At 71.5% G+C, this 25526-nt stretch carries 26 protein-coding genes; 21 read left to right on the top strand and 5 right to left on the bottom strand.

The features are described 5' to 3' along the window. The first annotated feature begins 60 nt into the window (after positions 1-60). The 6 genes from OG432_RS08525 (at position 61) to OG432_RS08500 (ending at position 6913) form a co-directional block, all read left to right on the top strand. Entirely contained in the window at positions 61-1071 is a 1011-nt protein-coding gene (locus OG432_RS08525; RefSeq protein WP_328309341.1) for an ABC transporter permease, read from the top strand. Next, on the top strand, positions 1068-2192 hold the full coding sequence (locus OG432_RS08520; protein ID WP_328309339.1) for an ABC transporter ATP-binding protein: 1125 nt from the start codon (positions 1068-1070) through the stop codon (positions 2190-2192). The genes OG432_RS08525 and OG432_RS08520 overlap by 4 nt, the downstream gene beginning before the upstream one ends. Beyond that, complete coding sequence (locus OG432_RS08515) at positions 2189-3730, top strand: ABC transporter ATP-binding protein (RefSeq protein WP_328309337.1); 1542 nt, start codon at positions 2189-2191, stop codon at positions 3728-3730. The genes OG432_RS08520 and OG432_RS08515 overlap by 4 nt, the downstream gene beginning before the upstream one ends. 101 nt (positions 3731-3831) lie before the next feature. After that, positions 3832-5235, top strand: coding sequence for a M1 family metallopeptidase (locus OG432_RS08510; protein ID WP_328309335.1), 1404 nt, complete (start codon positions 3832-3834; stop codon positions 5233-5235). Positions 5236-5281: 46 nt separating this feature from the next. Next, on the top strand, positions 5282-5941 hold the full coding sequence (locus OG432_RS08505) for a trimeric intracellular cation channel family protein (protein WP_328309333.1): 660 nt from the start codon (positions 5282-5284) through the stop codon (positions 5939-5941). 102 nt (positions 5942-6043) lie between these two features. Continuing rightward, positions 6044-6913 carry a thioesterase family protein gene (locus tag OG432_RS08500; RefSeq protein WP_328309331.1) on the top strand — a complete coding sequence of 290 codons (870 nt, stop codon included), beginning with the start codon at positions 6044-6046 and terminating at the stop codon, positions 6911-6913. Between the two features lie 122 nt (positions 6914-7035). Here the strand turns inward: OG432_RS08500 and OG432_RS08495 are convergent, their stop codons facing one another. Continuing rightward, on the bottom strand, positions 7036-7512 hold the full coding sequence (locus OG432_RS08495) for a DUF6194 family protein (RefSeq protein WP_328309329.1): 477 nt from the start codon (positions 7510-7512) through the stop codon (positions 7036-7038). Positions 7513-7584: 72 nt separating this feature from the next. On the opposite strand from OG432_RS08495, the gene OG432_RS08490 reads away from it, so the two are divergent. Next, the gene (locus OG432_RS08490; RefSeq protein ID WP_328309327.1) at positions 7585-8322 is read left to right on the top strand and encodes a MerR family transcriptional regulator; all 738 of its coding nucleotides are present in this window, start codon (positions 7585-7587) and stop codon (positions 8320-8322) included. Here the strand turns inward: OG432_RS08490 and OG432_RS08485 are convergent. Further along, positions 8319-8933: a TetR family transcriptional regulator gene (locus OG432_RS08485; protein WP_328309325.1), complete on the bottom strand. Its 615-nt coding sequence runs from the start codon at positions 8931-8933 to the stop codon at positions 8319-8321. The two genes, OG432_RS08490 and OG432_RS08485, sit on opposite strands and share 4 nt — an antisense overlap. 104 nt (positions 8934-9037) lie before the next feature. Here OG432_RS08485 and OG432_RS08480 point away from each other — a divergent pair, with 104 nt between their 5' ends. The 3 genes from OG432_RS08480 to OG432_RS08470 all read left to right on the top strand — a co-directional run bounded on the left by OG432_RS08480 (position 9038) and on the right by OG432_RS08470 (position 10705). Next, positions 9038-9193: a hypothetical protein gene (locus OG432_RS08480; protein WP_328309323.1), complete on the top strand. Its 156-nt coding sequence runs from the start codon at positions 9038-9040 to the stop codon at positions 9191-9193. 2 nt (positions 9194-9195) lie between these two features. Beyond that, positions 9196-9465 carry a DUF4190 domain-containing protein gene (locus OG432_RS08475; RefSeq protein ID WP_328309321.1) on the top strand — a complete coding sequence of 90 codons (270 nt, stop codon included), beginning with the start codon at positions 9196-9198 and terminating at the stop codon, positions 9463-9465. Between the two features lie 70 nt (positions 9466-9535). Further along, positions 9536-10705: a cysteine desulfurase family protein gene (locus tag OG432_RS08470; RefSeq protein WP_328309319.1), complete on the top strand. Its 1170-nt coding sequence runs from the start codon at positions 9536-9538 to the stop codon at positions 10703-10705. A 19-nt stretch (positions 10706-10724) separates the two neighbouring features. Here the strand turns inward: OG432_RS08470 and OG432_RS08465 are convergent, their stop codons facing one another. Beyond that, complete coding sequence (locus OG432_RS08465; protein ID WP_328309317.1) at positions 10725-11330, bottom strand: N-acetylmuramoyl-L-alanine amidase; 606 nt, start codon at positions 11328-11330, stop codon at positions 10725-10727. 147 nt (positions 11331-11477) lie between these two features. On the opposite strand from OG432_RS08465, the gene mnmA reads away from it, so the two are divergent. Further along, positions 11478-12635 carry a tRNA 2-thiouridine(34) synthase MnmA gene (mnmA, locus tag OG432_RS08460; protein WP_328309314.1) on the top strand — a complete coding sequence of 386 codons (1158 nt, stop codon included), beginning with the start codon at positions 11478-11480 and terminating at the stop codon, positions 12633-12635. A 476-nt stretch (positions 12636-13111) separates the two neighbouring features. Next, a complete protein-coding gene (locus tag OG432_RS08455; protein WP_328315042.1) occupies positions 13112-13714 on the top strand; it encodes a CAP domain-containing protein in 603 nt (200 codons plus the stop codon). 76 nt (positions 13715-13790) lie between these two features. Here the strand turns inward: OG432_RS08455 and OG432_RS08450 are convergent, their stop codons facing one another. Continuing rightward, positions 13791-14738, bottom strand: a complete 948-nt coding sequence (locus OG432_RS08450; RefSeq protein ID WP_328309312.1) for an NADP-dependent oxidoreductase — start codon at positions 14736-14738, stop codon at positions 13791-13793. A gap of 117 nt (positions 14739-14855) precedes the next feature. Between OG432_RS08450 and OG432_RS08445 the strand changes: the two genes are divergently transcribed. Then, on the top strand, positions 14856-15842 hold the full coding sequence (locus OG432_RS08445; RefSeq protein ID WP_328309310.1) for a GlxA family transcriptional regulator: 987 nt from the start codon (positions 14856-14858) through the stop codon (positions 15840-15842). A gap of 10 nt (positions 15843-15852) precedes the next feature. Here the strand turns inward: OG432_RS08445 and OG432_RS08440 are convergent, their stop codons facing one another. Then, positions 15853-16182 carry a DUF427 domain-containing protein gene (locus OG432_RS08440; RefSeq protein ID WP_328309308.1) on the bottom strand — a complete coding sequence of 110 codons (330 nt, stop codon included), beginning with the start codon at positions 16180-16182 and terminating at the stop codon, positions 15853-15855. Between the two features lie 51 nt (positions 16183-16233). Between OG432_RS08440 and OG432_RS08435 the strand changes: the two genes are divergently transcribed. From OG432_RS08435 to OG432_RS08400, 8 genes are all read left to right on the top strand, one after another. Then, entirely contained in the window at positions 16234-16773 is a 540-nt protein-coding gene (locus OG432_RS08435) for a TIGR00730 family Rossman fold protein (protein WP_328309306.1), read from the top strand. Between the two features lie 43 nt (positions 16774-16816). Next, entirely contained in the window at positions 16817-17515 is a 699-nt protein-coding gene (locus tag OG432_RS08430; protein ID WP_328309304.1) for an SDR family oxidoreductase, read from the top strand. Between the two features lie 44 nt (positions 17516-17559). After that, positions 17560-18585 (top strand): methionine synthase, encoded by a 1026-nt coding sequence (locus OG432_RS08425; protein ID WP_328309302.1) that lies wholly within the window; start codon positions 17560-17562, stop codon positions 18583-18585. A 31-nt stretch (positions 18586-18616) separates the two neighbouring features. Next, the gene (gene ligA / locus OG432_RS08420; protein WP_328309300.1) at positions 18617-20812 is read left to right on the top strand and encodes an NAD-dependent DNA ligase LigA; all 2196 of its coding nucleotides are present in this window, start codon (positions 18617-18619) and stop codon (positions 20810-20812) included. Between the two features lie 276 nt (positions 20813-21088). Further along, on the top strand, positions 21089-23206 hold the full coding sequence (locus tag OG432_RS08415) for a putative bifunctional diguanylate cyclase/phosphodiesterase (RefSeq protein ID WP_328309298.1): 2118 nt from the start codon (positions 21089-21091) through the stop codon (positions 23204-23206). Positions 23207-23494: 288 nt separating this feature from the next. Beyond that, positions 23495-23791: an Asp-tRNA(Asn)/Glu-tRNA(Gln) amidotransferase subunit GatC gene (gene gatC, locus OG432_RS08410; RefSeq protein ID WP_003966094.1), complete on the top strand. Its 297-nt coding sequence runs from the start codon at positions 23495-23497 to the stop codon at positions 23789-23791. A 5-nt stretch (positions 23792-23796) separates the two neighbouring features. After that, positions 23797-25290: an Asp-tRNA(Asn)/Glu-tRNA(Gln) amidotransferase subunit GatA gene (gene gatA / locus OG432_RS08405; protein WP_328309296.1), complete on the top strand. Its 1494-nt coding sequence runs from the start codon at positions 23797-23799 to the stop codon at positions 25288-25290. Further along, positions 25287-25526 (top strand): hypothetical protein, encoded by a 240-nt coding sequence (locus tag OG432_RS08400; protein WP_100577574.1) that lies wholly within the window; start codon positions 25287-25289, stop codon positions 25524-25526. The genes gatA and OG432_RS08400 overlap by 4 nt, the downstream gene beginning before the upstream one ends.

Genomic DNA, 25526 nt, shown 5'->3' with positions numbered 1-25526 from the left:
GCTGGTGCCCGCCGGGTCACGGGAGACCCCCGGCCGGGCGGGCACCAGTGCCGGACAGCTGTGGCTGCGTACCTCATTCGACGCGTTTTCGGCGCGGTGCTCCTGCTGCTGATCGTCAGCGCAGTCACCTTCGCGATCTTCTTCCTGGTACCCAGGCTCGCCGGCCAGTCGGTCGACCAACTGGCGGCGCAGTACGTGGGCAAGGACGCCAACCCCTCCTCGATCGCCGCGGTGAAGAAGAACCTGGGCTTCGACCAGCCCCTGTACACCCAGTACTGGCACTTCATCAAGGCGATCTTCGTCGGCGCGGACTACCACTTCGGTCCCGACGCCTCCCACTGCAGCGCGCCCTGCTTCGGCTACTCGTTCAAGGCTCACGTCGAGATCTGGCCGCAGCTCACCTCGCGCATCCCGATCAGTTTCTCGCTCGCCATCGGTGCCGCCGTGATCTGGCTGATCACCGGTGTGTTCACGGGCGTGGTGTCGGCGCTCAAGCGCGGTTCCTTCCTGGACCGCACGTTCATGGGGGTCGCCCTGGCCGGCGTCTCCCTCCCCATCTTCTTCACCGGCATGCTGGCGCTCGGCCTGTTCACCGTGCAGTGGCCGATCTGGGACAGCATCGACTACGTGCCGTTCACGGACGACCCGTTCCAGTGGGCCTGGAACCTCCTGATCCCGTGGTGCAGCCTCGCGTTCCTGTACTCCGCGCTCTACGCCCGGCTCACCAGGGCCGGGATGCTGGAGACCATGAGCGAGGACTACATCCGTACGGCCCGCGCCAAGGGCCTCAAGGAGAACAAGGTCATCGTCAAGCACGGCCTGCGGGCCGCGCTGACCCCGATCGTCACCATCTTCGGCATGGACTTCGGTCTGCTCATCGGCAGCGCCGTCATCACCGAAACCGTCTTCTCCCTCAAGGGAATCGGCGCGTACGCGATCGAGGGCATCCAGAACAACGACCTGCCGATCGTCATGGGCGTGACCCTCGTCGCCGCCTTCTTCATCGTTGTCTGCAATCTGCTGGTGGACCTGGTGTACGCCGCGATCGACCCCAGGGTGAGGCTCTCGTGAGCGAGGAATCCAAGGAGCAGACCGTCGCCACCACCGCGACGGCGGCCGTCGGCGAGCCGGAGAAGGCCCGCCCGGCCGGCGACCCGGACGCGTTCCTGTCCGTACGGGACCTGCGCATCCACTTCGACACTCCGGACGGCGTGGTCAAGTCGGTCGACGGTGTCAGTTTCGACATCAAGCCCGGCGAAACCCTGGGCATCGTGGGCGAGTCGGGATCCGGCAAGTCGGTCACCTCGCTCGGCATCATGGGTCTGCACCGCACCGCGCCCAACGTCACGATCTCCGGCGAGGTCTGGCTGGACGGCGAGGAGCTCATCGGGGCCGATGCCGACCGTGTGCGGCGCCTGCGCGGCCGCAAGATGGCGATGATCTTCCAGGATCCGCTGTCCGCGATGCACCCGTACTACACGGTGGGCAAGCAGATCGTGGAGGCCTACCGGGTCCACCACGACGTGACCAAGAAGGTCGCCAAGGCCCGCGCCATCGAGATGCTCGACCGGGTCGGCATCCCCGAGCCCGCCAAGCGCGTCGACGGCTACCCGCACGAGTTCTCCGGCGGCATGCGCCAGCGTGCGATGATCGCGATGTCGCTGGTGAACAACCCCGAGCTGCTCATCGCCGACGAGCCCACCACCGCCCTCGACGTCACCGTCCAGGCGCAGATCCTCGACCTGATCCGGGACCTGCAGAAGGAGTTCGGCTCCGCGGTCATCATGATCACCCACGACCTGGGCGTGGTGGCCGAGATGGCGGACAAGCTCCTGGTGATGTACGGCGGCCGCTGCATCGAGCGCGGTCCGGCCGAGCAGGTCTTCTACAGCCCCCAACACCCCTACACCTGGGGTCTGTTGGGGTCGATGCCGCGCATCGACCGCGAGGAGACCGACCGGCTCATCCCGGTGAAGGGCCAGCCGCCGTCCCTCATCAACGTGCCGTCCGGCTGCGCCTTCAACCCGCGCTGCCCGTACGCGGACGTACCGAAGGACAACATCACCCGGACCGTGCGCCCCGAGCTCACGGAGTGGGACGGCGACGGCGGCAGCGGTCACTTCTCGGCCTGCCACATGTCGCAGGAGGAGCGGACCCGTATCTGGACCGAAGAGATTGCGCCGAAGCTGTGAGTGAGAAGAAGTCAGCAGAGAAGGCGATCCCGAAGCAGTCGCAGGCCTCGCCGGAGCCGCTCCTGAAGGTGGAGGGGCTGGTCAAGCACTTCCCCATCAAGAAGGGGCTGCTCGGCCGGGCGACCAGCGCGGTCAAGGCGGTCGACGGTCTCTCCTTCGACGTGCGCCCCGGGGAGACCCTCGGTGTCGTCGGCGAGTCGGGCTGCGGCAAGTCGACGATGGGCCGGCTCATCACACGGCTGCTCGAACCGACCGGTGGCACCATCGAGTTCGAGGGCCAGGACATCACGCACATGTCGGCGGGCAAGATCCGTCCGCTGCGCCGTGACGTCCAGATGATCTTCCAGGACCCGTACGGTTCGCTGAACCCGCGCCACACCATCGGCGGGATCGTCTCCACCCCCTTCCGGCTCCAGGGCGTCACGCCCGAGGGCGGGGTGAAGAAGGAGGTCCAGCGGCTGATGGAGCTGGTGGGCCTCAACCCCGAGCACTACAACCGCTATCCGCACGAGTTCTCCGGCGGCCAGCGCCAGCGCATCGGGATCGCCCGTGCGCTCGCGCTCAACCCGAAGCTCGTCGTCGCGGACGAGCCGGTCTCGGCGCTCGACGTGTCGATCCAGGCCCAGGTGGTCAACCTCCTCGACGACCTCCAGCAGGAGCTCGGTCTCACGTATGTGATCATCGCGCACGACCTGTCGGTCATCCGGCACGTGTCGGACCGCATCGCGGTCATGTACCTCGGCAAGATTGTCGAGTTGGCCGACCGCAAGTCGCTGTACGCGGCGCCGATGCACCCGTACACCAAGGCGCTGATGTCGGCGGTGCCGGTGCCGGACCCCAAGCGGCGCGGCGCCAAGAGCGACCGCATTCTGCTCAAGGGCGACGTTCCCTCGCCGATCTCGCCGCCGAGCGGCTGCCGGTTCCACACCCGGTGCTGGAAGGCGACGGAGATCTGCAAGACGCAGGAGCCGGCCCTCGTCGAGCTGAAGCCGGGCCAGCGGGTGGCCTGCCACCACCCGGAGAACGCGGAGGCCCTGCCGGGAGCCAGGGAGACGATCGAGATCACTCCGGCCCCGGTGGCCACACCGGCGGAGGCGACCGAGACGGCCGCGCCCGCCGAGACGGCCGCGCCCGCCGAGACGGCCGCGCCCGCCGAGACGGCCGCGCCCGCCGAGACGGCCGCGCCCGCCGAGACGGCCACGCCCGCCGAGCCGGCCGATGCGGCGGGCGCCGTCGAGGTGCCGACTGCTCCGGAGGCGCCGGGCGCCGTCAAGGCCCCCAGCGCTGCTGACACGGCCGGCGCCGCCGACACGGCTGACACGGTCAAGGCGGCCGGCGCCGTCAAGGCGACCGACCGGGCCACGGCGGCAGGTGCGGCCAAGCCCGCCGACGCGGCCAAGCCCGCCGACGCGGCCAAGCCCGCCGACGCGGCCAAGCCCGCCGACGCGGCAGACGCGGCCGACACCGCCGAGGGGGCCCGTGCCGGCTCCGCCGAGGACGGTGGGGGCGAGGACGTCCAGGAGTCAACCGACAAGTAGGGCATGTCAGTTCGGCAAAGTCATGTTCATGACTAAGCGGGAGAGTGCAGAGTCTGCGTGTCCGTATCAACATCAACGGCACACGTTCGAAGGGCAGACTCATGGCACTCTCCCGTTCGGCACGTCGTAGCTCCCGGCTGCTCGCCCTCGCCACCGCGGTGGCCGCCGGGTTCACGATCGCCGCAGCGCCCGCCGCCTCACCGGGCGCCCCGGGCATCGGTGACCCGTACTTCCCCACCATGGGCAACGGCGGTTTCGACGCGCTGCATTACGACCTCGGTGTCAGCTACAACCCCGATTCCGGGCGCCTCGACGGGCGCACCACGGTGACCGCCCGCGCCACCCAGAACCTCTCCCGTTTCGACCTCGACCTCCAGAAGCTGACCGTCGACTCGATCCGGGTGAACGGCAAGCCCGCCGACTTCAGCAGAACCGGTGACGACATCGTCATCACCCCGCGCCACCGGCTCGCCAAGGGCGACGAGTTCGAGGTCACGGTCGTCTACGGCGGGGTGCCGCAGGCGCTCAACGGGCCCATCGTCTTCGGCTCGGACTACGGCTGGATGAAGACCAAGGACGGCGTCTTCGTGGCCTGCGAGCCCAATGCCGCCTCCACCTGGTTCCCCTCCAGCGACCACCCCTCCGACAAGGCCACCTACGACATCCGCATCGATGCCCCCAAGGGCCTCACCGGCGTGTCCAACGGCCGTCTGGTGGACTCGCACGACCGCGGCGGACGCTCGTACTACCACTGGCGCGAGTCCAAGCCGATGGCGACCTACCTCGCCACCGCCTCCATAGGCAAGTTCGACGTGAAGACGGGCAGGACGCCCGCGGGCACCCCGATCTACGTGGCCATCGACCCGGTCCTCGCCAACCAGAACAAGGTCGACGTGTACGCGGTGACCGCCGAGGCCACCGACTACTGGTCCAAGCTGTTCGGGCCCTACCCCTTCGAGGTGACCGGCGCGGTCGTCGACGACATGCCGCAGGCCGGGTTCTCCCTGGAGACGCAGTCCAAGCCCAGCTATTCGGCGGTGCGGTCCGAGTCGACCATCGTGCACGAGCTCGCGCACCAGTGGTTCGGCGACTCCGTCTCGGTCGACCACTGGAACGACATCTGGCTCAACGAGGGCTTCGCCACCTACGCCCAGTGGCTGTGGTCCGAGCACCGCGGCACCAGGACGGCGCACGACTCCTTCCTCGCGGACTACAACTCGATCCCGGCCGACGACGCCTTCTGGAAGGTCGAGGTCGCCGACCCGCAGCGCGACACGATGTTCTCCGACGCCGTCTACGACCGGGGCGCGATGATGCTCCAGGAGCTGCGCGAACGCATCGGTGACAAGGCGTTCTTCAAGCTGCTCCCGGCCTGGACCACGGCGCACCGCTACCACAACGCCGACACCCAGGACTTCGTCGAGCTGGCCGAGAAGGTCTCGGGCCAGTCGCTCGACGACCTGTTCCAGAAGTGGGTCTACGACACCGGCAAGCCCGCTCTCTGAGCCCGGCGTGTGCCGGGGAGAGCCCCGTGATGAGTAAAAATACGGGGTGCTCCACTCACTGTTCAGCCCCTCCGTCCAGCACATCCTGGACCTCGTCGGAATATTCGTCTTCGCGATCTCCGGCGCCCTGCTCGCCGTGCGCAAGAACTTCGACGTGTTCGGCATCGCGGTGCTCGCCGAGGTCACCGCGCTGGGCGGAGGGCTGTTCCGCGACCTCATCATCGGGGCGGTCCCGCCTGCCGCCTTCTCCGACCTCGGCTACTTCGTGACCCCGCTGCTCGCCGCCGTGCTGGTCTTCTTCCTGCACCCCGAGGTCGAGCGCACCCAGCTCGCGGTCAACGTCTTCGACGCTGCGGGGCTCGGCCTGTTCTGCGTCACGGGCACCACCAAGGCGTACGACTACGGGCTCGGTCTGACCTCGTCGGCGGCCCTCGGCCTCGCCACGGCCGTGGGCGGCGGTGTGCTGCGCGACGTCCTCGCCAACGAGGTGCCCTCGCTGCTGCGCTGGGACCGCGACCTGTACGCGGTGCCGGCGATCGTCGGCTCCACGATGGTGGTGCTCTTCATCCGCTTCGACATCCTGAACGCGGGGACCAGCGGGCTCGCGGTGGTCACGGCGTTCCTGCTGCGCATCGCCGCCCTGAAGTACCACTGGCGGGCGCCGCGCGCCTGGCACCGGCGCAGCTCGACGGTGGAGGAGGTCTGAGGGTCGGCGGGAGACCGGCGGAAGGCGGGGCGGGGGGCCGGAGGGGCCGGTGGCCGGCCGGAAAAGCTACCGCTCAGTAATGTATCGGTGTACGGTGCTGCCATGGCACAGGCATCGTCACCGGTACTCCCCGCCACGATCGGGGACAGCGAGTTCGACCGCGACACCGCCGTCACCCTGCGCGAAGCGGGGGTCTACGACGCGGAACTCTCGGCGGGCTGGACCATCATTCAGGCCGTCAACGGCGGCTATCTGCTCGCCCTGCTGGGCCGGGCCCTCGGCGACGCGCTGCCGCACCCGGACCCGTTCACCGTCTCGGCGCACTACCTCACGCCGTCGGTGCCGGGGCCCGCGGTCATCCGCACCCAGGTGGTGCGCACCGGTCGCACCCTCTCCACCGGCCAGGCCTCGCTGTTCCAGTACGACGAGAGCGGCGCGGAGGTCGAACGCATCCGGGTCCTCGCCTCGTACGGGGACCTCGACGCGCTGACCGACGACGTACGCACCACCGCGAAGCCGCCCGCGATGCCCCCGCTCTCGCACTGCATCGGTGCGACCGACGCACCCGACGGCAGCCGGCCGCCGATTCCGGGGAGTTCGGCCATCACCGACCGGCTGATGCTCAAGCTCGACCCGACGACGCTCGGCTGGGCCGTGGGCGCGCCGTCGGGGAAGGGCGAGATGCGCGCGTGGTTCGGTCTCGCGGACGGCCGCGACGCCGACCCGATCTCGCTGCTGCTGACGGTCGACGCGCTGCCGCCCACCTCCTTCGAGCTCGGCCTCAAGGGATGGACCCCCACCGTCGAGCTGACCACGCACATCCGGTGCCGGCCGGCGCCGGGGCCGCTGCGGGTGTCCATCACCACGCGGAACCTGGCGGGGGGCTTCCTGGAGGAGGACGCGGAGGTCTGGGACTCGGCGGACCGCCTGGTCGCGCAGTCCCGCCAACTGGCGCGGGCGCCCCGGGGCTGACGGCACAGGGCCGCCACCCCTCGGGGTGCTCAGGGGTCATACCCCGGGTGCTCTCGGGAGGTTTTCCGAGGGCGCCCCCTGGCCGGGGCTTTCCCGTGGGTGCCCCGGGGAGCGTGGATCCTTCATCGCGTCGTCGATCCGGCGCGTCGCTCGTGGCGTGCGCGTGCCAGGCCATGGGCCGCGCGCAGCAGCTCGCGCAGCGCCCTCTCGGTGTGCTTGCCCGGGTTCACCACCGCCAGCCAGCCGGCGGTGCCGTAGGCGGGATGCGCGATCACGGTGTCGGGGGCCGCGGGGTCGGCCTCGACGGGGGCCGGCTCGCGCGGTGCGTGACCGGCCCACCGGACGAACAGGTCCTTCCCGGCCGCGATGTTCACGCGGAACGTGTCCGGCCGGTCCAGGCGCGAAGCCTCGTCACCCGGGTAGTTCTTGGTCACGACGGTCGCGAACGGCTGGGTCGTCGCCGGAACGGCGCCATCGGGTGCGTAGAAGAAGAACGTGTCGCCCCAGCTGATCTCCGGTGTGCCGTCGCCGGGCGCGGGCCGTACGGTCAGGACGCCGTCGAGGCCGCCCACGAAGCTGATGATCTCGTCGATGGTCATGTGCTCAAGCGTCGCGTTGAAGTCCTTGTGGAGACTTTGAGGTACGGACGGCCGCAGATGAAGGGGTGTGGGATGGCAAGTCTCGAATCGGGGGACATGCGCACCGCCGATGTCGCGCGGCGCGCCGGATACTCCGTCCAGCAGATCCGCAACCTCGAACGCGACGGTGTGCTGCCGCCCGCGGCGCGCACGCCCACGGGCTACCGGACCTACGCGGAGGTGCATCTGCGGTCCGCCCAGGCCTACCGCGCCCTCGCCGCGGGCGTCGGGCCGATGGAGGCCAAGAAGATCGTCCGGGCGTTCCACCGGCTCCCCGTCCCGCAGGCGCTCGCCCTTCTCGACGCGGCGCACGCACGGCTCGATACGGAGCGCGCGGATCTGCGGCGGGCCAAGGAGGCCGCCCGCGCGATCGCGGGCGAGCCGATCGAGGACGTGCGCGCGTCGGACTCGATGAGCGTCTCCGAACTCGCCGCCGCCCTCGGGGTGCGCCCTTCGACGTTGCGGCACTGGGACGCGGAGGCTCTCGTCGTGCCGGACCGTGACCCCGTGCGCGGGACGCGGCGCTACACGCCGGCTCAGGTGCGCGACGCGCGGATCGTTCACCAGCTGCGCAAGGCCGGGTACCGCATCGCGCCCCTGCGGGCCCTCATGCCGCAGTTGCGGCGCACCCACCGGTCGCGGGACGTCGACTCGGCGCTGGCCGCCAGGGACGCCGACATCACGGCGCGATCCCGGGCCCTCCTCGACGGCGCCGCCGCACTCGGCGCCCTGCTCCCCGCGCGCCGACAGGATCCGCCGGACAGGCCCTAATCCAGCCAGTGACGTCGGCCCAGCGTGACCAGGCGCAACTGGGCGCGGGCCGTCGCCAGGGCCGGGCTTTCGGGGCCCGGGTCCTCCAGGAGGGCCGACGCCGTCATCACCATGTGGTCGACGTACAGCCCCGCCAGCATGCGCAGGTCGGCCGGAGACCATCCCGCCGACTCCGGATCCGCCCCGAGCGCCCCTGCCACCTCGTCCGCGAAGCGCCGCAGTTGCACGCCGATCGCCTCTCGGACCGGGGCGACCCCACCGTGCCGTTCGCGGGCGATGAAGCGGACGTGCGCGGGGTACGCGCGGACGTGCGCGGCGATCAACGCGACCGCCCGGTCGATGCGTTCGTCGCTCGACCCGGTGGTGACGATCGCCGCCCGGATCGTGTCGTGGAGCGATCCGAGTGCCTGCTCGACCAGGGCGACACCCAGGTCGGCGGTGTCCTTGAAGTGGCGGTAGAACGCGGCGGGCGCCACCCCCACGGCCCGGGTGACCTCGCGCAGACCGAGGCTGCTCAGGCTCTGGTGCTCCAGGAGCTGGAGCGCCGAGTCCATGAGGGCCTGGCGCGTCTTCTGCTTCTGGACCTGCCGGATCCCGAGAGTGTGGCTCATACCACTCAGTAAACATGTGTTCGCCGAAGTTGGGAACACTAGACTCAGTAGTCAGTGAACAGTCGTACTCCGACTTCGACGTCACCCGCACGGAAAGGGATCCCATGTTCTTCCTCGTCGCAGCCCTCCTCCTGCTGGGGGTCGTGCTGGGCTCAGCGGCGCACCTCCCGCTCCCGGTCACGCTGGCCGTCGCCGCCGTCATCGGCGTCTGGCTGCTCGTCTTCACCGCCCGCGAACGCCTCTCGCACCGGAAGGGCTGACCATGGAACTCACCGCGATCCGCCGCCGCAGCCGCGAACGCGACGCCGACGGGATGGCCGTGGCGGCCTTCGTCCTCGGTCTGCTCGGTCTGCTCGTCATGAACATCGTCCTCGGCCCCATCGCCGTCGTGCTGGCCTCGCTCTCCCTGCTGTACGGGACCCGGCGCCGCGGCCGCGCGATGCTCGGCCTGGCCCTGGGCGTGGCCGACCTGGTGGTCCTTGCCGGCCTCGTGATGGCCGACCGCACCGTCTCGTGGGGGTTCGGCGGCTGAACCCCGGCCGGGGCCCCGGCCGGAACCGCGGCACGGTCCACCCGGCGCGGCTCGTAGAATCGGGCCCACCATGGCCTACCTCGACCACGCCGCGACCACCCCGATGCTTCCGGAGGCGGTCCGGGCGATGACCGCCCAGCTGACCGCCACCGGCAACGCGTCCTCGCTGCACGCCGCCGGACGGCGGGCCCGCCGCACCGCCGAAGAGGCCCGGGAGGAACTCGCCGACGCGCTCGGCGCCCGCCCCAGCGAGGTCGTCTTCACGGCCGGCGGCACCGAGGCCGACAACCTCGCCGTCAAGGGCCTTTACTGGTCCCGCCGGGACGCCGACCCGCGCCGCGTCCGCGTCCTCGCCAGCCCCGTCGAGCACCACGCGGTGCTCGACGCGGTGCACTGGCTCGCCGAGCACGAGGGCGCCACCGTCGAGTACCTGCCCGTCGACCCGTACGGCAGGGTGCACCCCGACGCGCTGCGGGCGGCCATCGAGCGCGACCCCGACGACGTGGCCCTGGCCACCGTGATGTGGGCCAACAACGAGATCGGCACCATCATGCCGGTCGCCGAACTGGCCGCGGTGGCGCGGGAGTTCGACATTCCGCTGCACGCGGACGCCGTCCAGGCCGTCGGCCAGCTCGACGTGGACTTCGCCGCCTCGGGCCTGGCCGCCCTGACCGTCTCCGGCCACAAGATCGGCGGGCCGTACGGCATCGGCGCCCTTCTCCTGGGCCGCGAGTACACCCCCGTACCGGTGCTGCACGGAGGCGGTCAGGAGCGCCACGTGCGCTCCGGCACCCTGGATGTCCCCGCCATCGCCGCGTTCGCCGTCGCCGGACGGCTCGCCGCCGAACGGCGCGGCGCGTTCGCCCGCGACACCGGGGGACTGCGCGACCAGCTGGTGGCGGCCGTGCGCAAGGCCGTACCCGACGCGATCCTCGGCGGCGACCCGGACCCGCGGGGCCGCCTCCCCGCCAACGCCCACTTCACCTTCCCCGGCTGCGAAGGCGACTCCCTCCTGCTGCTGCTCGACGCGCAGGGCATCGAATGCTCCACCGGATCCGCCTGCACCGCGGGCGTCGCCCAGCCCAGCCACGTCCTGCTCGCCACCGGCACCGATCCCGACCTGGCCCGCGGCACCCTGCGCTTCTCGCTGGGCCACACCTCCACCGAAGCCGATGTCGCGGCCGTCGCCGACGCCATCGGCCCGGCCGTCGAACGGGCCCGCACCGCGGGCCTCGTCTGAGCGCCCCGGCCGGGGCGCCTCAGGCCGGACCGGCCGCCCCGACCAGCCTCATGTAGCGCGCCCAGTCCCAGTGCGGGCCGGGATCGGTGTGATCGGTGCCCGGCACCTCCACGTGCCCGACGATGTGCTCGCGGTCGACGGCTATGCGGTAGCGGGCGCATATGGCCGCCGTCAGCCGCGCGGACGAGGCATACATGGTGTCCGTGAACGAGGACGCCTCGTCGACGAACCCCTCGTGCTCTATGCCGACGCTGCGCTCGTTGTACTCCCGGTTGCCCGCGTGGAACGCCACGTCGAGCTCCCGCACCGTCTGCGCCACATGCCCGTCCTTGCGCACCACATAGTGGGCGGCGGCTTTGTGGCCGGGGTCCTGGAACGCGCGCAGGGCGCTGTCGAAACTGCCCTGCACGACATGGATCACCACCCGGTCCACCCGGTAGTCGTCCGGCCGGTCGGCCATCCGCCAGTTCGCCCCTGCGGCCGCCACCCACTGCGCTCCCGCGTAGTCCAGCTCTCCGGCCTTGCGCGGTCTGTGCGGCCGCGCGTGCGGCGCGTTGAGATATCCGATGGTGCCGAGCGCCACCACCGCGCCCCCGATCAGCAGCCTTCTGCGGCTGGTCGCCATTCGTCCCGCCCCCGTCGCTCCCGTACCTCCCCATGTGGCCCCGCCGCACCCCCGCGAGCCCGGAATCCCGGATGGGACCCCCTCCGACAGGCACAACGGATACTCCCGCGCCCCCGGTTCCCGATCCCACGTACCCTTACGAGTGCTATGACTCAGACTTCGCCGCAGCCCTCCTCGCAGCCCTCCCCGCAGACCTCCGGGCGTCCCCTGCGCGTCCTCGCCGCCATGTCCGGCGGCGTCGACTCGGCCGTCGCCGCCGCCCGAGCCGCCGAAGCGGGGCACGACGTGACCGGAGTGCACCTGGCGCTCTCCGCGAACCCGCAGTCCTTCCGCACCGGAGCCCGCGGCTGCTGCACCATCGAGGACTCCCGGGACGCCCGCCGCGCCGCGGACGTCATCGGCATCCCGTTCTACGTCTGGGACCTCGCCGAACGCTTCCGCGAGGACGTCGTCGAGGACTTCATCGCCGAGTACGAGGCCGGCCGCACGCCCAACCCGTGCCTGCGCTGCAACGAGAAGATCAAGTTCGCCGCGCTGCTCGACAAGGCCCTCGCGCTCGGCTTCGACGCCGTGTGCACCGGCCACTACGCGACCGTCGTCCTGAACCAGGACGGCACCCGTGAGCTGCACCGCGCCAGCGACATGGCCAAGGACCAGTCGTACGTCCTCGGCGTGCTCGACGAGCGCCAGCTCGCCCACGCCATGTTCCCGCTCGGCGACACCCTCACCACCAAGGGCGAGATCCGCGCCGAGGCCGAGCGGCGCGGCCTCGCGGTCGCCAAGAAGCCCGACAGCCACGACATCTGCTTCATCGCCGACGGTGACACCCAGGGCTTCCTCGCCGACCGCCTCGGCAAGGCGGAGGGCGACATCGTCGACGAGTCCGGCGCGAAGATCGGCAGCCACGAGGGTGCCTTCGGCTTCACCATCGGCCAGCGCAAGGGCCTGCGCATCGGTCACCCCGCCGCCGACGGCAAGCCCCGCTACGTCCTGGACATCTCCCCGGTCAACAACACGGTCACCGTAGGCCCCGTCGAGGCGCTCGACGTCACCGCGCTCGGCGCGATCAAGCCCCGCTGGTGCGGAACCGCCCCGGTCGGCGCGGGTACGTACACCGCCCAGCTGCGCGCCCACGGCGGCGAGACCGAGGTGACGGCGGAGCTCGTCGACGGCGTCCTGAGGGTGACGTTCGCCGAGCCGGTCCGCGGCATCGCCCCCGGCCAGGCGATCGTCCTGTACGACGGCACGCGCGTGGTGGGTTCCGCGACGATCGCGACGACCGAGCGGGCCGCCGCGCGCGTCTGAGGTGGTGTGACGGCCGGTCGAGTGCACGGCATGAGGTCTCGTCCGCCCGAGTGATTCTCGTACGCGACACGAGTGCGGCCACACCGAAGCGCTGAGCCCGGGAATGCGGACGGCCCGGGAATTCGGGCGGCCCGGGAAACCGGCGGGCTTTCTCCGGGCCGGCGCGGGCCGATCCGCGAGGCCCCACGACAGCCGCCGGAGACGGTGCCGCAACGCGGGGACCCGAACAGGCCCAAGCGCAGCGGGCGTTGGCGGTCCCCGGCTCGGTTCGCGGTGTGTCGGCGGGCCGCCACCCCGGCGGCGCCCGCGGCCCCTGGGTCAGCGCGGGCGGCGCGCGCGACGGCGATACGACGCATACGCAATCACACGGAATTCCCCTGGATCACCCATGGGGAAGATGGCGGAAGGATGCGTTATCAAGGCCGGGGAAATCCCTGCTCCTCGAAGTGGGAGCAAAGGAAAGTGGGAAAAACGTGATGCGAACCCGTGCCAAGGCCTGGTACGCGGGATGTCTCGTCCTCGCGGTGCTCCTCGCCTGCCCGCCCCCCGCCACGGCGGCCGCACCACCCGGTCCCGGCCCGACGGAGTACCGGATTCCGCAGTGGGCGGACCCGGATCCCGGTCCGTGGCCGCTGACCGGCCCGGCGTACGGGCCGGCCGCCGAGCCGGCCTTCGGGCCGCCCGCCCGGCCCCGGGGCTCGCCCCGTGACGCCGTGGTCCGGGAGGTCAACCGGCGCCGGACGAAGGCCGGTTGCCCTCGCGTACGGGTGCGCTCGCCGCTCCAGCGGGCCGCGCAGGCGCACAGCGCCGACATGGCCGCGCACCGCCGTCTGACGCACACCGGGCCCGGCGGCAGCAGCCCGGCCGCGCGGATGCGGGCCGCCGGCTATCCGGCCGTCGCCACCGGCGAGGCCGTCGCGTCGGGCGTCTCGACCGCGGCGGCCGCCGTGACGCGCTGGATGCACAGCCGCCCGCACCGCGCGATCATCCTCACCTGCCGCTACACCGACGTGGGCGTCGGCCGCTCCGGCGGTCGCGGCGGCCCCTGGTGGACCCTGGACCTGGCCGCACGCCACTGACGCCGCGTGCCACGGACGCCGGTCGAGGTCCCGCTCCCCCACCAGGCGATGGAGAGCACGCCCGCCGCCGGACGGACTACGCCACACGCAGCACGATCTTGCCCTGGGTGCGGCCCCGCTCGCCGTACTCGTGCGCCTTTGCCGCGTCGGCGAGGTCAAACACCGAGTCGACCTCCGCGCGCAGCTTGCCCTCCGCCACGAGCGAGGCGATCGCGCCCATGGCCGCGTGGTCGGGCTCGACCAGCGTGAACCCGGCCCGCACGCCACGGGCCGCCGCGTCGGCGAGCAGCTCGGGCGAATCCGGGGTGTTGATCGACACCAGGGTGCCCCCGGGGCGCAGCACCTTCAGGGAGCGCGCCGCGTAGTCGCCGCCGACCGTGTCGAAGACCACGTCCACGTCGCGCACCGCTTCGGTGAAGTCGACCGCGGTGTAGTCGATCACCTCGTCCGCGCCGAGGCCGCGGACGAAGTCGTGCTTGGCGGCGCTCGCCGTGCCGATGACGTACGCGCCGCGCGCCTTGGCGATCTGGACGGCGACGTGGCCGACGCCACCCGCCGCCGCGTGGATCAACACCCGCTGCCCCGCGGCCAGTCGGGCGGTGTCGATCAGCGCCTGCCACGCGGTCAGCGCGGCCAGCGGCAGGGCCGCCGCCTCGGTGTGGTCGATGCCGGCGGGCTTGCGGACGAAGTGCCGGGACGGAGCGGTGACGTACTCGGCGTACGCGCCCGCCTGGTGCGGGAAGCGCGGCATGCCGAACACCTCGTCGCCGACCCCGTAGTGGGTGACGCCCAGGCCCACCGCCTCGACCGTGCCCGACACGTCCCAGCCGAGGATCGCCGGCAGGCTCATCGGTGCGATGCCGCCGTGCTCGCGGACCTTCCAGTCGGCGGGGTTGACCCCGGCCGCGTGCACCCGGACCAGGACCTCGCCGGCGCCGGGCTCGGGGCGCTCGGTCTCGGTCTCGGTGAGCACCTCGGGACCGCCCCACTGCTGGAGGCTGACGGCACGCATGGTCTGGGACATGGCTGATCCTTTTCACGGAGGGTTTCGCCGGTGGGAGCCACCGGCGCCAGACCAGCGTGCCCCCCGCGCACCGCGCATGGTGCTGGCCGTTTGGCCATGATGTGACAGAATCTGGCCATGACCGTACGACCGACCACGCACCGGGTCGCGGTGCTCGCCCTCGACGGAGTGATCCCGTTCGAGCTGGGCATCCCCTCCCGGATCTTCGACAGCGCCCGGGGCCCGAAGGGCGAGCGGCTCTACGAGGTGAGCGTCTGCACCGCGGACGGGCGTCCGGTGCGCACCGAGGCCGGGTTCTCGGTCGCGGTCGACCACGGGCCCGAGGCGCTCGCCTCGGCCGACACCGTGGTGATCCCGCCGACCTACGACCTCGGCGCCATGGCGGGGGGCGGCCCCCTGCCCGAGCCGCTGGCCCGCGCCTTCGAGGTGATCGAGCCGGGCACCCGCATGGTGTCCATCTGCACGGCGTCCTACGTGCTGGCCGCCGCGGGGCTGCTCGACGGGCGGCCCGCCACCACGCACTGGTGCGACGCCGCCGCCTTCGCGCGCACCTTCCCCCGCGTCCGGGTGGACCCGGGCGTCCTGTTCGTCGACGACGGCGACGTGCTGACCTCGGCGGGCGCCGCGGCGGGCATCGACCTGTGCCTCCACCTCGTACGCCGCGACCACGGCAGCGCCGTCGCCAACCGGGCCGCCCGGCACTGCGTGGTGCCGCCGCACCGCGACGGCGGCCAGGCCCAGTACATCGAGCGCCCGGTCCCCGAGCCGACCCTCGCCAGCACCGCGGCGACCCGGGCGTGGGCCCTCGAACGCCTCCAGGAGCCGCTCTCGCTCGGCGAGATGGCCGACCACGCCCGGATGAGCCTGCGCACCTTCACCCGCCGATTCCGCGAGGAGGCGGGGCTGACGCCGGGCAACTGGCTCACCGCGCAACGGCTCGAACTGGCCCGCCAGCTCTTGGAGTCCAGCGACCTCCCGGTGGACCTGGTGGCCCACCGGGCGGGCTTCGGCACGGCCAACTCGCTGCGCCAGCACATGCGTTCCGTGCTCGGTGTCTCGCCGGTGGCCTACCGGCGCACCTTCCAGGTCGCCGCGCGGGCCTGAGCGCGCGGGGCTACTCCGCGACCTTCTCCACCTCGTAGAAGCAGAGGTGATCCTTGATCTCGGCGACCTCCGCCTTCGGGTCGGGGTAGTACCAGACCAGGTCGGGCGTCCCGGGCAGCGACCAATAGGAGGCCGTTCCCTTGAACGGGCAATAGGTGTGGGTGTCCGACGCCGTCAAGAGGTCGGTCCGTACGTCCTCGGGCGGCAGGTAGTAGCGGACGGGGAGGCCGGTCTCGTGAAGGAGCAGCGGGCGCCGGCTCTCGGCGAGCACCTGCCCGCCCTGAACGACCCGCACATGCTCGCTGCCCTGCTCGATGGTGATGCGATGTCCTGTCGTCATAAGAGGTGCAGCGCCCGCGGGCCCGCCGTTCTTCCCTCGTAGGGTGGTCGCATGAATATCTGCGTCTTCCTGTCCGCGGCCGACCTCGACGAGCGCTACACCGGGCCGGCCCGCGAGTTCGCCGAACTCCTCGGAAAGGGCGGTCACACCCTGGTGTGGGGCGGCTCCGAGAGCGGCCTCATGCAGGTCGTCGCCGACGGGGTGCAGCAGGCGGGCGGCAGGCTCGTCGGGGTCTCGGTCGACTTCCTCGCGGCCAAGGCCCGCGAGAACGCCGACGAGATGGTCATCGCCAAGGACCTCGCCGAGCGCAAGGCGCTCCTGCTCGCGAAGTCCGAGGCCGTCGTGATCATGGTCGGCGGGACCGGCACCCTCGACGAGGCCACCGAGATCCTGGAACTGAAGAAGCACGGCAAGACCACCAAGCCGGTCGTCCTCCTGAACACGGCGGGCTTCTACGACGGCCTCAAGCAGCAGTTCCGCCGCATGGAGGACGAGGGATTCCTGCCCGTCCCCCTCACCGAGCTGGTGTTCTTCGCCGAGGACGGCGTCGCGGCCCTCGCCTACCTCGAAGAGTCCCGCGGCATCCAGTAGGGCGACGACGGGCGCGACGACGGCCGCGTCGACCAGTGCGAGCATGGCGGGTATGGCTACTCACCTGATCACCGGCGCCGGTTCCGGCATCGGCGCGGCCGTCGCGCGCCGGCTGCACGAGCGCGGCGACGAGCTCATCCTGCTCGCGCGCGACGCCGCACGCGCCAAGGAGCTCGCCGCCCGCCACCCGGGCGCCCGCACCCTCGTCGGCGACCTCGCCGATCCAGACCGCCTGACCTGGGCCTTCGACAAGCAGCCGATGCCCGACCATCTCGACTCGCTGCTGCACATCGCGGGCGTCGTCGACCTCGGCCCGGTCGGCGAGCTGCGGCCCAGGACCTGGCACCAGCAGCTCAACGTCAACCTGATCGCGCCCGCCGAAATCACCCGCCACATGCTGCCCCAACTGCGCGCCTCGCGCGGCCACGTGGTCTTCGTGAACTCCGGCGCCGGGCTCAGCGCCCACGCCGAATGGGGCGCGTACGCAGCCTCCAAGCACGGCCTCAAGGCGCTCGCCGACGCGCTGCGCAACGAGGAGCACCCCAACGGCGTCCGCGTGACCTCGGTCTACCCGGGCCGCACCGCCAGCCCCATGCAGGCCAAGGTGCACTCGCAGGAGGGCAAGGAGTACGTGCCGTCCCGGTTCATCGACCCCGAGTCCGTGGCCACGACCATCGTCATGGCCATCGACCTGCCGGCCGACGCCGAGGTCAACGACCTCACCGTGCGCCCCGGCAAGTAGCGGCCAGGGGCCGGGCCCCGGCCCCGGTTGCGTAGGCTTCCGGGGTGAGCGAACAGAGCATTTTCCCCTGGGGGCCCGCCACCGGGGTCGGTTCGATGCCGGGCGGCGACGCGCGGGAGACCGCACGGACCGTCACCGGATCGCTGATCGGCGCCGAGGGGGCGGGCGGAGACTTCCCGCACCTCGCGGAGCTGCCCGCGCGCGGCCCCGGCGCCGACATGATCGGCCGGACCATCGGGCTCCTCGTCGAGATGTACGGACACGTGGAACCCAGCGGCTGGCGCGTCAGCGACCGGCCGGGCCGGGACACCCGGCGGGCCAGGTCCTGGCTCGGCGAGGACCTCGACGCCCTCGAGGAATTCACCCAGGGCTACACCGGGCCCCTGAAGGTGCAGGCCGTCGGGCCCTGGACGCTGGCCGCCGCCCTGGAGCTCAGGAGCGGCGAGCTCTCGCTCGGCGATCCCGGAGCCTGCCGCGACCTCGCCGGATCGCTCGCCGAGGGCCTGCGCGGCCACCTCGCCGACGTACGCCGTCGGGTGCCCGGCGCCCGCGTCGTCCTCCAGCTCGACGAGCCCTCACTCACCTCCGTGCTGCGCGGACAGATCCGTACCGCCAGCGGATACCGCACCCACCGGGCCGTCGACCGGCAGGTCGTCGAGGCCGCCCTGCGCGACGTGGTCGCCGTGCACGACGGGCCCGTCGTCGTCCACTCCTGCGCCCCCGACGTCCCGTTCGCGCTGCTGAGGCGGACCGGCGCGGCAGGGGTGTCGTTCGATTTCGACCTGCTCACCGAGCGTGACGACGAGCAGATCGGTGAGGCCGCCGAGAGCGGCGTCAAGCTCTTCGTCGGAGTGGTGCCCGCCACCGACGGCCCATTGTCAGACCCTGCCGGTAGCGTCATGGGTGTCAGGACGCTGTGGCGCAGGCTGGGGCTGAATCCGGGGACTGTGGGCGAGTCCGTGGTGATCACCCCCGCATGCGGCATGGCGGGCGCGTCCCCGGCCCACGCTCGGGCCGCGCTCGCCCACTGCGTCCGGGCGGCGAGATCGCTCGCGGACAACCCTGAGTGACGGGGACAACGGGAAACGGGAGGACATGACGGTGGCTGGCGAACAGAACGCGGTGGTGCCGGCGGAGGCACGGGAGCAGCACGCGCTCCTCGCCGAGCAGATCGAGGAGCACCGTTTCCGGTACTACGTCCGGGACCAGCCGGTCATCAGCGACGGCGACTTCGACAAGCTGCTCCGCTCCCTCGAAGCCCTGGAGGACGAGCACCCGGAGCTCCGCACTCCCGATTCGCCCACCCAGAAGGTGGCGGGCCCCTACGCGACGGACTTCGCCTCGGTCGAGCACCGCGAGCGGATGCTGTCCCTGGACAACGCCTTCGACGACGAAGAACTGGCGGCCTGGTCGGAGCGGGTCGCCAAGGACGTGGGCACGGCCGCGTTCCACTACCTGTGCGAGCTGAAGGTCGACGGCCTCGCCGTGAACCTGACGTACGAGCACGGCAGGCTGACCCGCGCCGCCACCCGCGGCGACGGCCGCACCGGCGAGGACATCACGCCCAACGTGCGCACCATCGCCGACATCCCCACCCGCCTCAAGGGCGACCGCATCCCCGCCCTCGTGGAGATCCGGGGCGAGGTCTACTTCCCGATGGAGGCCTTCGAAGGCCTCAACGCGCGCCTCGTCGAAGCGGGCGACAAGCCGTTCGCCAACCCCCGCAACGCGGCGGCCGGTTCACTGCGCCAGAAGGACCCCAAGGTCACCGCCACCCGGCCGCTGCACATGGTGGTGCACGGCATCGGCGCCCGCGAGGGCTTCGACATCGACCGCCTCTCACAGGCGTACGACCTGCTGCGCGGATGGGGCCTGCCCACCGCCCGGCACAGCAAGGCCGTCAAGTCCCTCGAAGAAGTACGGCAGTTCATCGCCTACATGGGCGAGAACCGGCACTCGGTGGTGGAGCACGAGATCGACGGCGTCGTCGTCAAGCTCGACGAGATCCCCCTCCAGGGCCGCCTCGGCTCCACCGCACGCGCCCCGCGCTGGGCCATCGCCTGGAAGTACGCGCCCGAAGAGGTCAACACCAAGCTCGTCAACATCCGGGTGGGCGTGGGCCGCACCGGCCGCGTCACCCCGTACGCCCAGGTCGAGCCGGTCACCGTGGCCGGCTCCGAGGTCGAGTTCGCCACCCTGCACAACCAGGAGGTGGTCAAGGCCAAGGGCGTCCTCATCGGCGACACCGTGGTGCTGCGCAAGGCGGGCGACGTCATCCCCGAGATCCTCGGCCCCGTCGCCGACCTGCGGGACGGCAGCGAGTACCCCTTCGAGATGCCCGCCGAGTGCCCGGAGTGCGGCACCGCCCTGCGTCCGATGAAGGAGGGCGACATCGACCTGCGCTGCCCCAACGCGCAGTCCTGTCCCGCCCAGTTGAGGGAGCGGCTGTTCTACCTCGGAGGCCGCAAGAGCCTCGACATCGAGAACTTCGGATACGTCGCCGCGGCCGCCCTCACCAAGCCGCTCGAACCCTCGGCGCCCCCGCTGCTCGACGAGGGCGACCTCTTCGACCTGACGATGGATCAACTCCTGCCCATCCGGGCCTATGTCCTGGACCAGGACAGCGGGCTGCCCAAGCGCGACCCCAAGACCGGTGAGGAGAAGACCGCACTCGTCTTCGCCAACATGAACGGCGAGCCCCGCAAGAACGCCGTCTCGATGCTGGAGAACATCGCCGCGGCCAAGGAGCGCCCGCTCGCCCGCATCCTCACGGGGCTCTCCATCCGTCACGTCGGCCCGGTCGCCGCCGAGGCGCTCGCCCGCGCATTCCGCTCCATGGACCGCATCGAGCAGGCCACCGAGGAGGAACTCGCGGCGGTCGAGGGCGTGGGAGGCATCATCGCCGCGTCCCTCAAGCAGTGGTTCACCGAGGAGTGGCACCAGGAGATCCTGCGCAAGTGGAAGGCCGCAGGTGTCCGCATGGAGGACGAGAGCAGCGGCGAGGACGAGGGGCCGCGCCCGCTGGAGGGTCTCACCGTCGTCGTGACCGGAACGCTTGAGCGGCACACCAGAGATGGCGCGAAAGAGGCGCTGCAAAGCCGCGGAGCCAAGGTCACCGGCTCCGTCTCCAAAAAGACATCCTTCGTTGTCGTCGGGGACAGCCCCGGTTCGAAGTACGACAAGGCGATGCAGCTGAAGGTTCCGGTTCTCGACGAGGACGGCTTCGCCATTTTGCTGGAACAAGGGCCTGAAGCAGCTGGGGAAGCCGCGGTGCCCAACGCCCCAGAGGGGGAATGACACTGAAACAAGGGTAATAACAGGGGGCCTGGAGGCTGCGCGGAGTCACCCGTTCGGCGCATAGCAGACCGATGCGGGTGGCTGGGTCGCATTCGGGCAAGAGCTGTAGACCGCTGCCCCAGGGACCCTTCTGCGGCCTACTGTTGAGATGCGCGCCCGCCGTGCACGGCCGATGGACCCCGCCCATGGAGAAGTGGGGGCGGAACACCGGTCGTGGTGGCATGACAGCGGGGGCCGACGCGAGCACGGGCACAGCCGGCTGTGAGAGGGACGGGAATGAAACCGACCGAGAGCACCGCCCCGGCCGTGAGGCTGCGCGGGTTCACGGGCTTTTCGTCCACGCTGACGGCCGTCGTCACCGGCCTCGCGGGCGGGGTCCTCGCCACCGGCGCCTACCGGGCCGCGCAGCAGGGCACCGCCCTGTTCCCCGGCGGCACGACGGGCTGGTCGCTCGCCGTCCTCAGCGGCATCATCGTCGGCCATCTCGTCGCGCTCGGCCGTGAGCGCTGGTGGGGCGGCACGGGCTCCGGAGCCGCCCTCACCATCGCCGTGCTCCTCCTCTACGGCTGGCTGCCGGCCGCCCTGGTCAGCCTCGCCGTGGTGGTCCTGGTCGGCGCGGCCCGGCGCAACCGCTGGCGCCAGGGCGTGCTGCACGGCGCCGTCGACGTCGTCGGCATCGGAACCGCGGGCCTGGTCCTGGCCGCCTTCGGCACCGTCCCCTCCGTCGCCGATCCCTGGTGGCCCACCCAGTGGAGCGTCGCCACCGCCCCCCAGATCGTCCTCGCCGCGGGCGCCTATCTGCTGTGCACCAGGACGCTGCTCTGGTACGCGCTCGCACCCCGCGGCGGCCTGCGGACGGTGGCCCGCACCGCCCTGCTCAGGCAGGGCCTCGTGGCCGTCGCGCTGCTCGGCATCGCCCCGCTGATCTGCGTCGTCGCCATGTCCGTGCCGGTGCTGCTGCCGCTGTTCGCGGTGCCGCTCGTCGCCCTCGACTCGACGCTGTGGATCGCCCGCGCCCGCGCCGAGGAGCAGCTGCGCGACCCGCTGACCGGGCTCCCCAACCGCCAGTGGCTCCTGGAGCGCACCTGGACGGCCCTGGAGGAGGCGGAGAACACCGCCACCCGATCCGCGCTCGTCCTGATCGACCTCGACCGCTTCCGGTCGGTGAACGACACCCTCGGACACCTCGCCGGTGACCGCCTCCTCCTCCAAATAGCCGAACGGCTCAAGACGGCTCTGCCGCGCGGCGCCGAGGCGGCCAGGCTGGGCGGCGACGAGTTCGCCGTGCTGCTGCCCGTCTGCGAGTCCGCGACCAGCGCGATGCGCACCGCCCGCGGGCTGGTCGCCGAGCTGTCCTCGCCCCTCGACCTGGACGGGCTCACCCTCGTCCTCGAAGCCAGCGCCGGTGTCGCCCTCTTCCCCGACCACGCGCTCGACGCCGAAGGGCTGCTGCGCCGCGCCGACATCGCGATGTACCAGGCCAAGCGGGACCGTACGGGCGTGGAGATCTACGAGTCCAAGCGGGACTCCAACACCCCCGACCGCCTTGGCCTGTTGGGCGATCTGCGGCGGGCGCTCGACGCCGGCGACGTGGAGCTGCACTACCAGCCGAAGGTCCAGTTCGACGGGCAGGTCGCGGGGCTCGAAGCGCTGGTGCGCTGGGTGCACCCCGAGCGCGGACGGGTCGCGCCGGACGAGTTCATCGCCATCGCCGAATCCAGCGGGCTCATGCCGCACCTCACCGAGTACGTCCTGGACACCGCGCTCGCGCAGGTGGCGCGGTGGCGGGCGCAGGGGCTCAATGTGCCCGTCGCCGTCAACGTCTCCCCGCGCGACGTCCACACCCCGGGGTTCGCGGGGGCCGTCGCCGCCCGGCTCGCCCGGCACGGCGTACCGGCCGGCGCGCTGCAGCTGGAGATAACGGAACACGTCCTGCTCGAAGACCCGCAGCGGGCCGCCGACACCCTGGCCGGGCTGACCGGGCACGGCGTGAAGATGTCCCTCGACGACTTCGGCACGGGCTACTCCTCGCTGGTGCACCTGCGGCGCCTGCCGGTCAGCGAGCTGAAGATCGACCGGTCGTTCGTCGCCCGGCTCGCCGTCGACAACGAGGACGCCGAGATCGTGCGGTGCACCGTCGATCTCGCCCATTCGCTCGGCCTGCTGGTGGTCGCGGAGGGGGTCGAGGACGACGAGACGTGGGAGCGGCTGCGGGATCTGGGGTGCGACGCGGTGCAGGGGTGGCTGGTGGCCGCGGCTATGCCGCCGGCCGAGGCGACGGCGTGGCTGCTTGCCCGGGGAGACACGGGGTGGCATCGGCCGGCCGAGATCGCCGCGGCGGCCGCCCAGGCCGAGGCCGAGGCAGGCCGAGCCTCGGGCCAGCCCGTCCAGTGAACCCCCGGGGCCGACGGGATTGCCGCGGCCCAACCTCCTGGGGACCGCGGACGAACCGGGGTTTCCAGGGGCGCGGGTGACTGCGCGAGGAGCGGGCACGGTCCGCAGAGGCGGGTCAGGGGCGCGGGAACCTGTCTGACCGGCCGTGCAACGGCGGCGGAGTGAAGGGGGCCGGGGTGCGGCGCGGGGCGGTGATGCGGGGGGAGGGGCAATCCGTTTCGTGGTGAGGGTGCCCCGCCCCATAGGATTGGGCCCACACCACACTCACTCACCCCTGAGGATCGCTGCATGCCTGGCATTACGCGCGAGGAGGTCGCCCACCTCGCCCGGCTGGCGCGTCTTGAGCTGAAGGGCGAAGAGCTCGACCACTTCGCCGGACAGCTCGACGACATCATCGGCGCGGTCGCCCGCGTCTCCGAGGTCGCCGACCAAGACGTACCCCCGACCTCCCACCCGCTGCCGCTGACCAACGTCATGCGCGCGGACGAGGTCCGTCCGTCGCTCACCCCCGCGCAGGCGCTCTCCGGCGCCCCGGCCCAGGAGCAGCAGCGTTTCAAGGTGCCGCAGATCCTGGGGGAGGACTAATCACCATGACGGACATCATCAAGCTCACCGCGGCCGAGATCGCCGCGAAGATCACGTCCGGCGAGCTCACCGCCGTCGAGGTCACCGAGGCCCACCTGGCGCGCATCGAGGCCGTGGACGAGAAGGTCCACGCCTTCCTGCACGTCGACCGCGAGGGCGCCCTCGCGCAGGCCCGTGCCGTCGACGCCAAGCGCGCGGCCGGCGAGAAGCTCGGCCCGCTGGCCGGCGTGCCCCTGGCGCTGAAGGACATCTTCACCACCGAGGGCATCCCGACCACCGTCGGCTCGAAGATCCTCGAAGGCTGGATCCCGCCGTACGACGCGACGCTCACCAAGCGCCTCAAGGCCGCCGACGTCGTCATCCTCGGCAAGACCAACATGGACGAATTCGCCATGGGGTCGTCGACGGAGAACAGCGCGTACGGGCCGACCGGCAACCCGTGGGACCTGACCCGTATCCCCGGCGGCTCCGGCGGCGGATCCTCCGCGGCCCTCGCCTCCTACGAGGCGCCGCTCGCCATCGGCACGGACACCGGCGGCTCCATCCGCCAGCCCGCCGCCGTCACCGGCACCGTCGGCGTCAAGCCGACCTACGGCGCGGTCTCCCGCTACGGCATGGTCGCCTTCTCGTCCTCGCTCGACCAGGGCGGGCCCTGCGCCCGTACGGTCCTGGACGCGGCGCTGCTCCACGAGGTCATCGCCGGACACGACCCGCTCGACTCGACGTCCATCGACGCGCCGGTCCCGCCGGTCGTCGAGGCCGCCCGCAACGGCTCGGTGGCCGGGATGCGCGTCGGCGTCGTCAAGCAGTTCTCGGGCGAGGGCTACCAGGCCGGTGTCGTCCAGCGCTTCAACGAGTCGGTCGAGCTGCTCACGTCGCTCGGCGCCGAGATCGTCGAGCTGGACTGCCCGTCCTTCGACCTGGCGCTCTCCGCGTACTACCTGATCGCGCCGTCGGAGTGCTCCTCCAACCTGGCCCGCTTCGACGCCATGCGCTACGGCCTGCGCGTCGGCGACGACGGCACGAAGTCCGCCGAGGACGTCACCGCGCTGACCCGCGAGGCCGGCTTCGGCGACGAGGTCAAGCGCCGCATCATCCTCGGTACGTACGCGCTGAGCTCCGGCTACTACGACGCGTACTACGGCTCCGCCCAGAAGGTCCGCACCCTCATCACGCGCGACTTCGAGAAGGCCTTCGAGCAGGTCGACGTGATCGTCTCGCCGACCACGCCCACCACCGCCTTCCCGATCGGCGAGCGCGCCGACGACCCGATGGCGATGTACCTCGCGGACCTGTGCACCATCCCGACCAACATGGCGGGCAACGCCGCCATGTCGCTGCCCTGCGGCCTCGCGCCGGAGGACGGCCTGCCGGTCGGGCTCCAGATCATCGCCCCCGCCATGAAGGACGACCGCCTGTACAAGGTGGGTGCCGCCGTCGAGGCCGCCTTCGTGGAAAAGTGGGGACACCCGCTGCTCGAGGAGGCTCCGTCGCTGTGAGTGCACTGACCAAGGCCAAAGGCTTCAAGAAGTCCAAGGCCGGTACGTACCTGTCCATCGGCACCACCGCCTTCGGTGCCATCAGCGTCGCGAAGCAGGCCAAGAAGGCCCGCACCGACAACGACACGCTGAAGCTCCTGGACGCCATCGTCTCCGCCGCCGCCATCGCCACCGGTGTCGCCCTCCTGCTGCGCGAGCTCAAGCGCATCGGTGACGACGACGTCCTGTTGGGCTGA

This window comes from Streptomyces sp. NBC_00442 (genome assembly GCF_036014195.1).
Classification (GTDB): Bacteria; Actinomycetota; Actinomycetes; order Streptomycetales; family Streptomycetaceae; genus Streptomyces.
Note: the sequence above shows the minus strand (reverse complement) of the source record. Positions and strands in the feature narration are given on the sequence as shown.

Excerpts from the sequence above, each read along its gene's own strand:
- OG432_RS08510 (WP_328309335.1), top strand. The coding sequence starts at position 3,832 with ATGGCACTCTCCCGTTCGGCACGTCGTAGCTCCCGGCTGCTCGCCCTC.
- OG432_RS08500 (WP_328309331.1), top strand. The coding sequence starts at position 6,044 with ATGGCACAGGCATCGTCACCGGTACTCCCCGCCACGATCGGGGACAGC.
- OG432_RS08495 (WP_328309329.1), bottom strand. The coding sequence starts at position 7,512 with ATGACCATCGACGAGATCATCAGCTTCGTGGGCGGCCTCGACGGCGTC.
- OG432_RS08490 (WP_328309327.1), top strand. The coding sequence starts at position 7,585 with ATGGCAAGTCTCGAATCGGGGGACATGCGCACCGCCGATGTCGCGCGG.
- OG432_RS08485 (WP_328309325.1), bottom strand. The coding sequence starts at position 8,933 with ATGAGCCACACTCTCGGGATCCGGCAGGTCCAGAAGCAGAAGACGCGC.
- OG432_RS08480 (WP_328309323.1), top strand. The coding sequence starts at position 9,038 with ATGTTCTTCCTCGTCGCAGCCCTCCTCCTGCTGGGGGTCGTGCTGGGC.
- OG432_RS08475 (WP_328309321.1), top strand. The coding sequence starts at position 9,196 with ATGGAACTCACCGCGATCCGCCGCCGCAGCCGCGAACGCGACGCCGAC.
- OG432_RS08470 (WP_328309319.1), top strand. The coding sequence starts at position 9,536 with ATGGCCTACCTCGACCACGCCGCGACCACCCCGATGCTTCCGGAGGCG.
- OG432_RS08465 (WP_328309317.1), bottom strand. The coding sequence starts at position 11,330 with ATGGCGACCAGCCGCAGAAGGCTGCTGATCGGGGGCGCGGTGGTGGCG.
- mnmA (WP_328309314.1), top strand. The coding sequence starts at position 11,478 with ATGACTCAGACTTCGCCGCAGCCCTCCTCGCAGCCCTCCCCGCAGACC.
- OG432_RS08455 (WP_328315042.1), top strand. The coding sequence starts at position 13,112 with ATGCGAACCCGTGCCAAGGCCTGGTACGCGGGATGTCTCGTCCTCGCG.
- OG432_RS08450 (WP_328309312.1), bottom strand. The coding sequence starts at position 14,738 with ATGTCCCAGACCATGCGTGCCGTCAGCCTCCAGCAGTGGGGCGGTCCC.
- OG432_RS08445 (WP_328309310.1), top strand. The coding sequence starts at position 14,856 with ATGACCGTACGACCGACCACGCACCGGGTCGCGGTGCTCGCCCTCGAC.
- OG432_RS08440 (WP_328309308.1), bottom strand. The coding sequence starts at position 16,182 with ATGACGACAGGACATCGCATCACCATCGAGCAGGGCAGCGAGCATGTG.
- OG432_RS08435 (WP_328309306.1), top strand. The coding sequence starts at position 16,234 with ATGAATATCTGCGTCTTCCTGTCCGCGGCCGACCTCGACGAGCGCTAC.
- OG432_RS08430 (WP_328309304.1), top strand. The coding sequence starts at position 16,817 with ATGGCGGGTATGGCTACTCACCTGATCACCGGCGCCGGTTCCGGCATC.
- OG432_RS08415 (WP_328309298.1), top strand. The coding sequence starts at position 21,089 with ATGAAACCGACCGAGAGCACCGCCCCGGCCGTGAGGCTGCGCGGGTTC.
- gatC (WP_003966094.1), top strand. The coding sequence starts at position 23,495 with ATGCCTGGCATTACGCGCGAGGAGGTCGCCCACCTCGCCCGGCTGGCG.
- gatA (WP_328309296.1), top strand. The coding sequence starts at position 23,797 with ATGACGGACATCATCAAGCTCACCGCGGCCGAGATCGCCGCGAAGATC.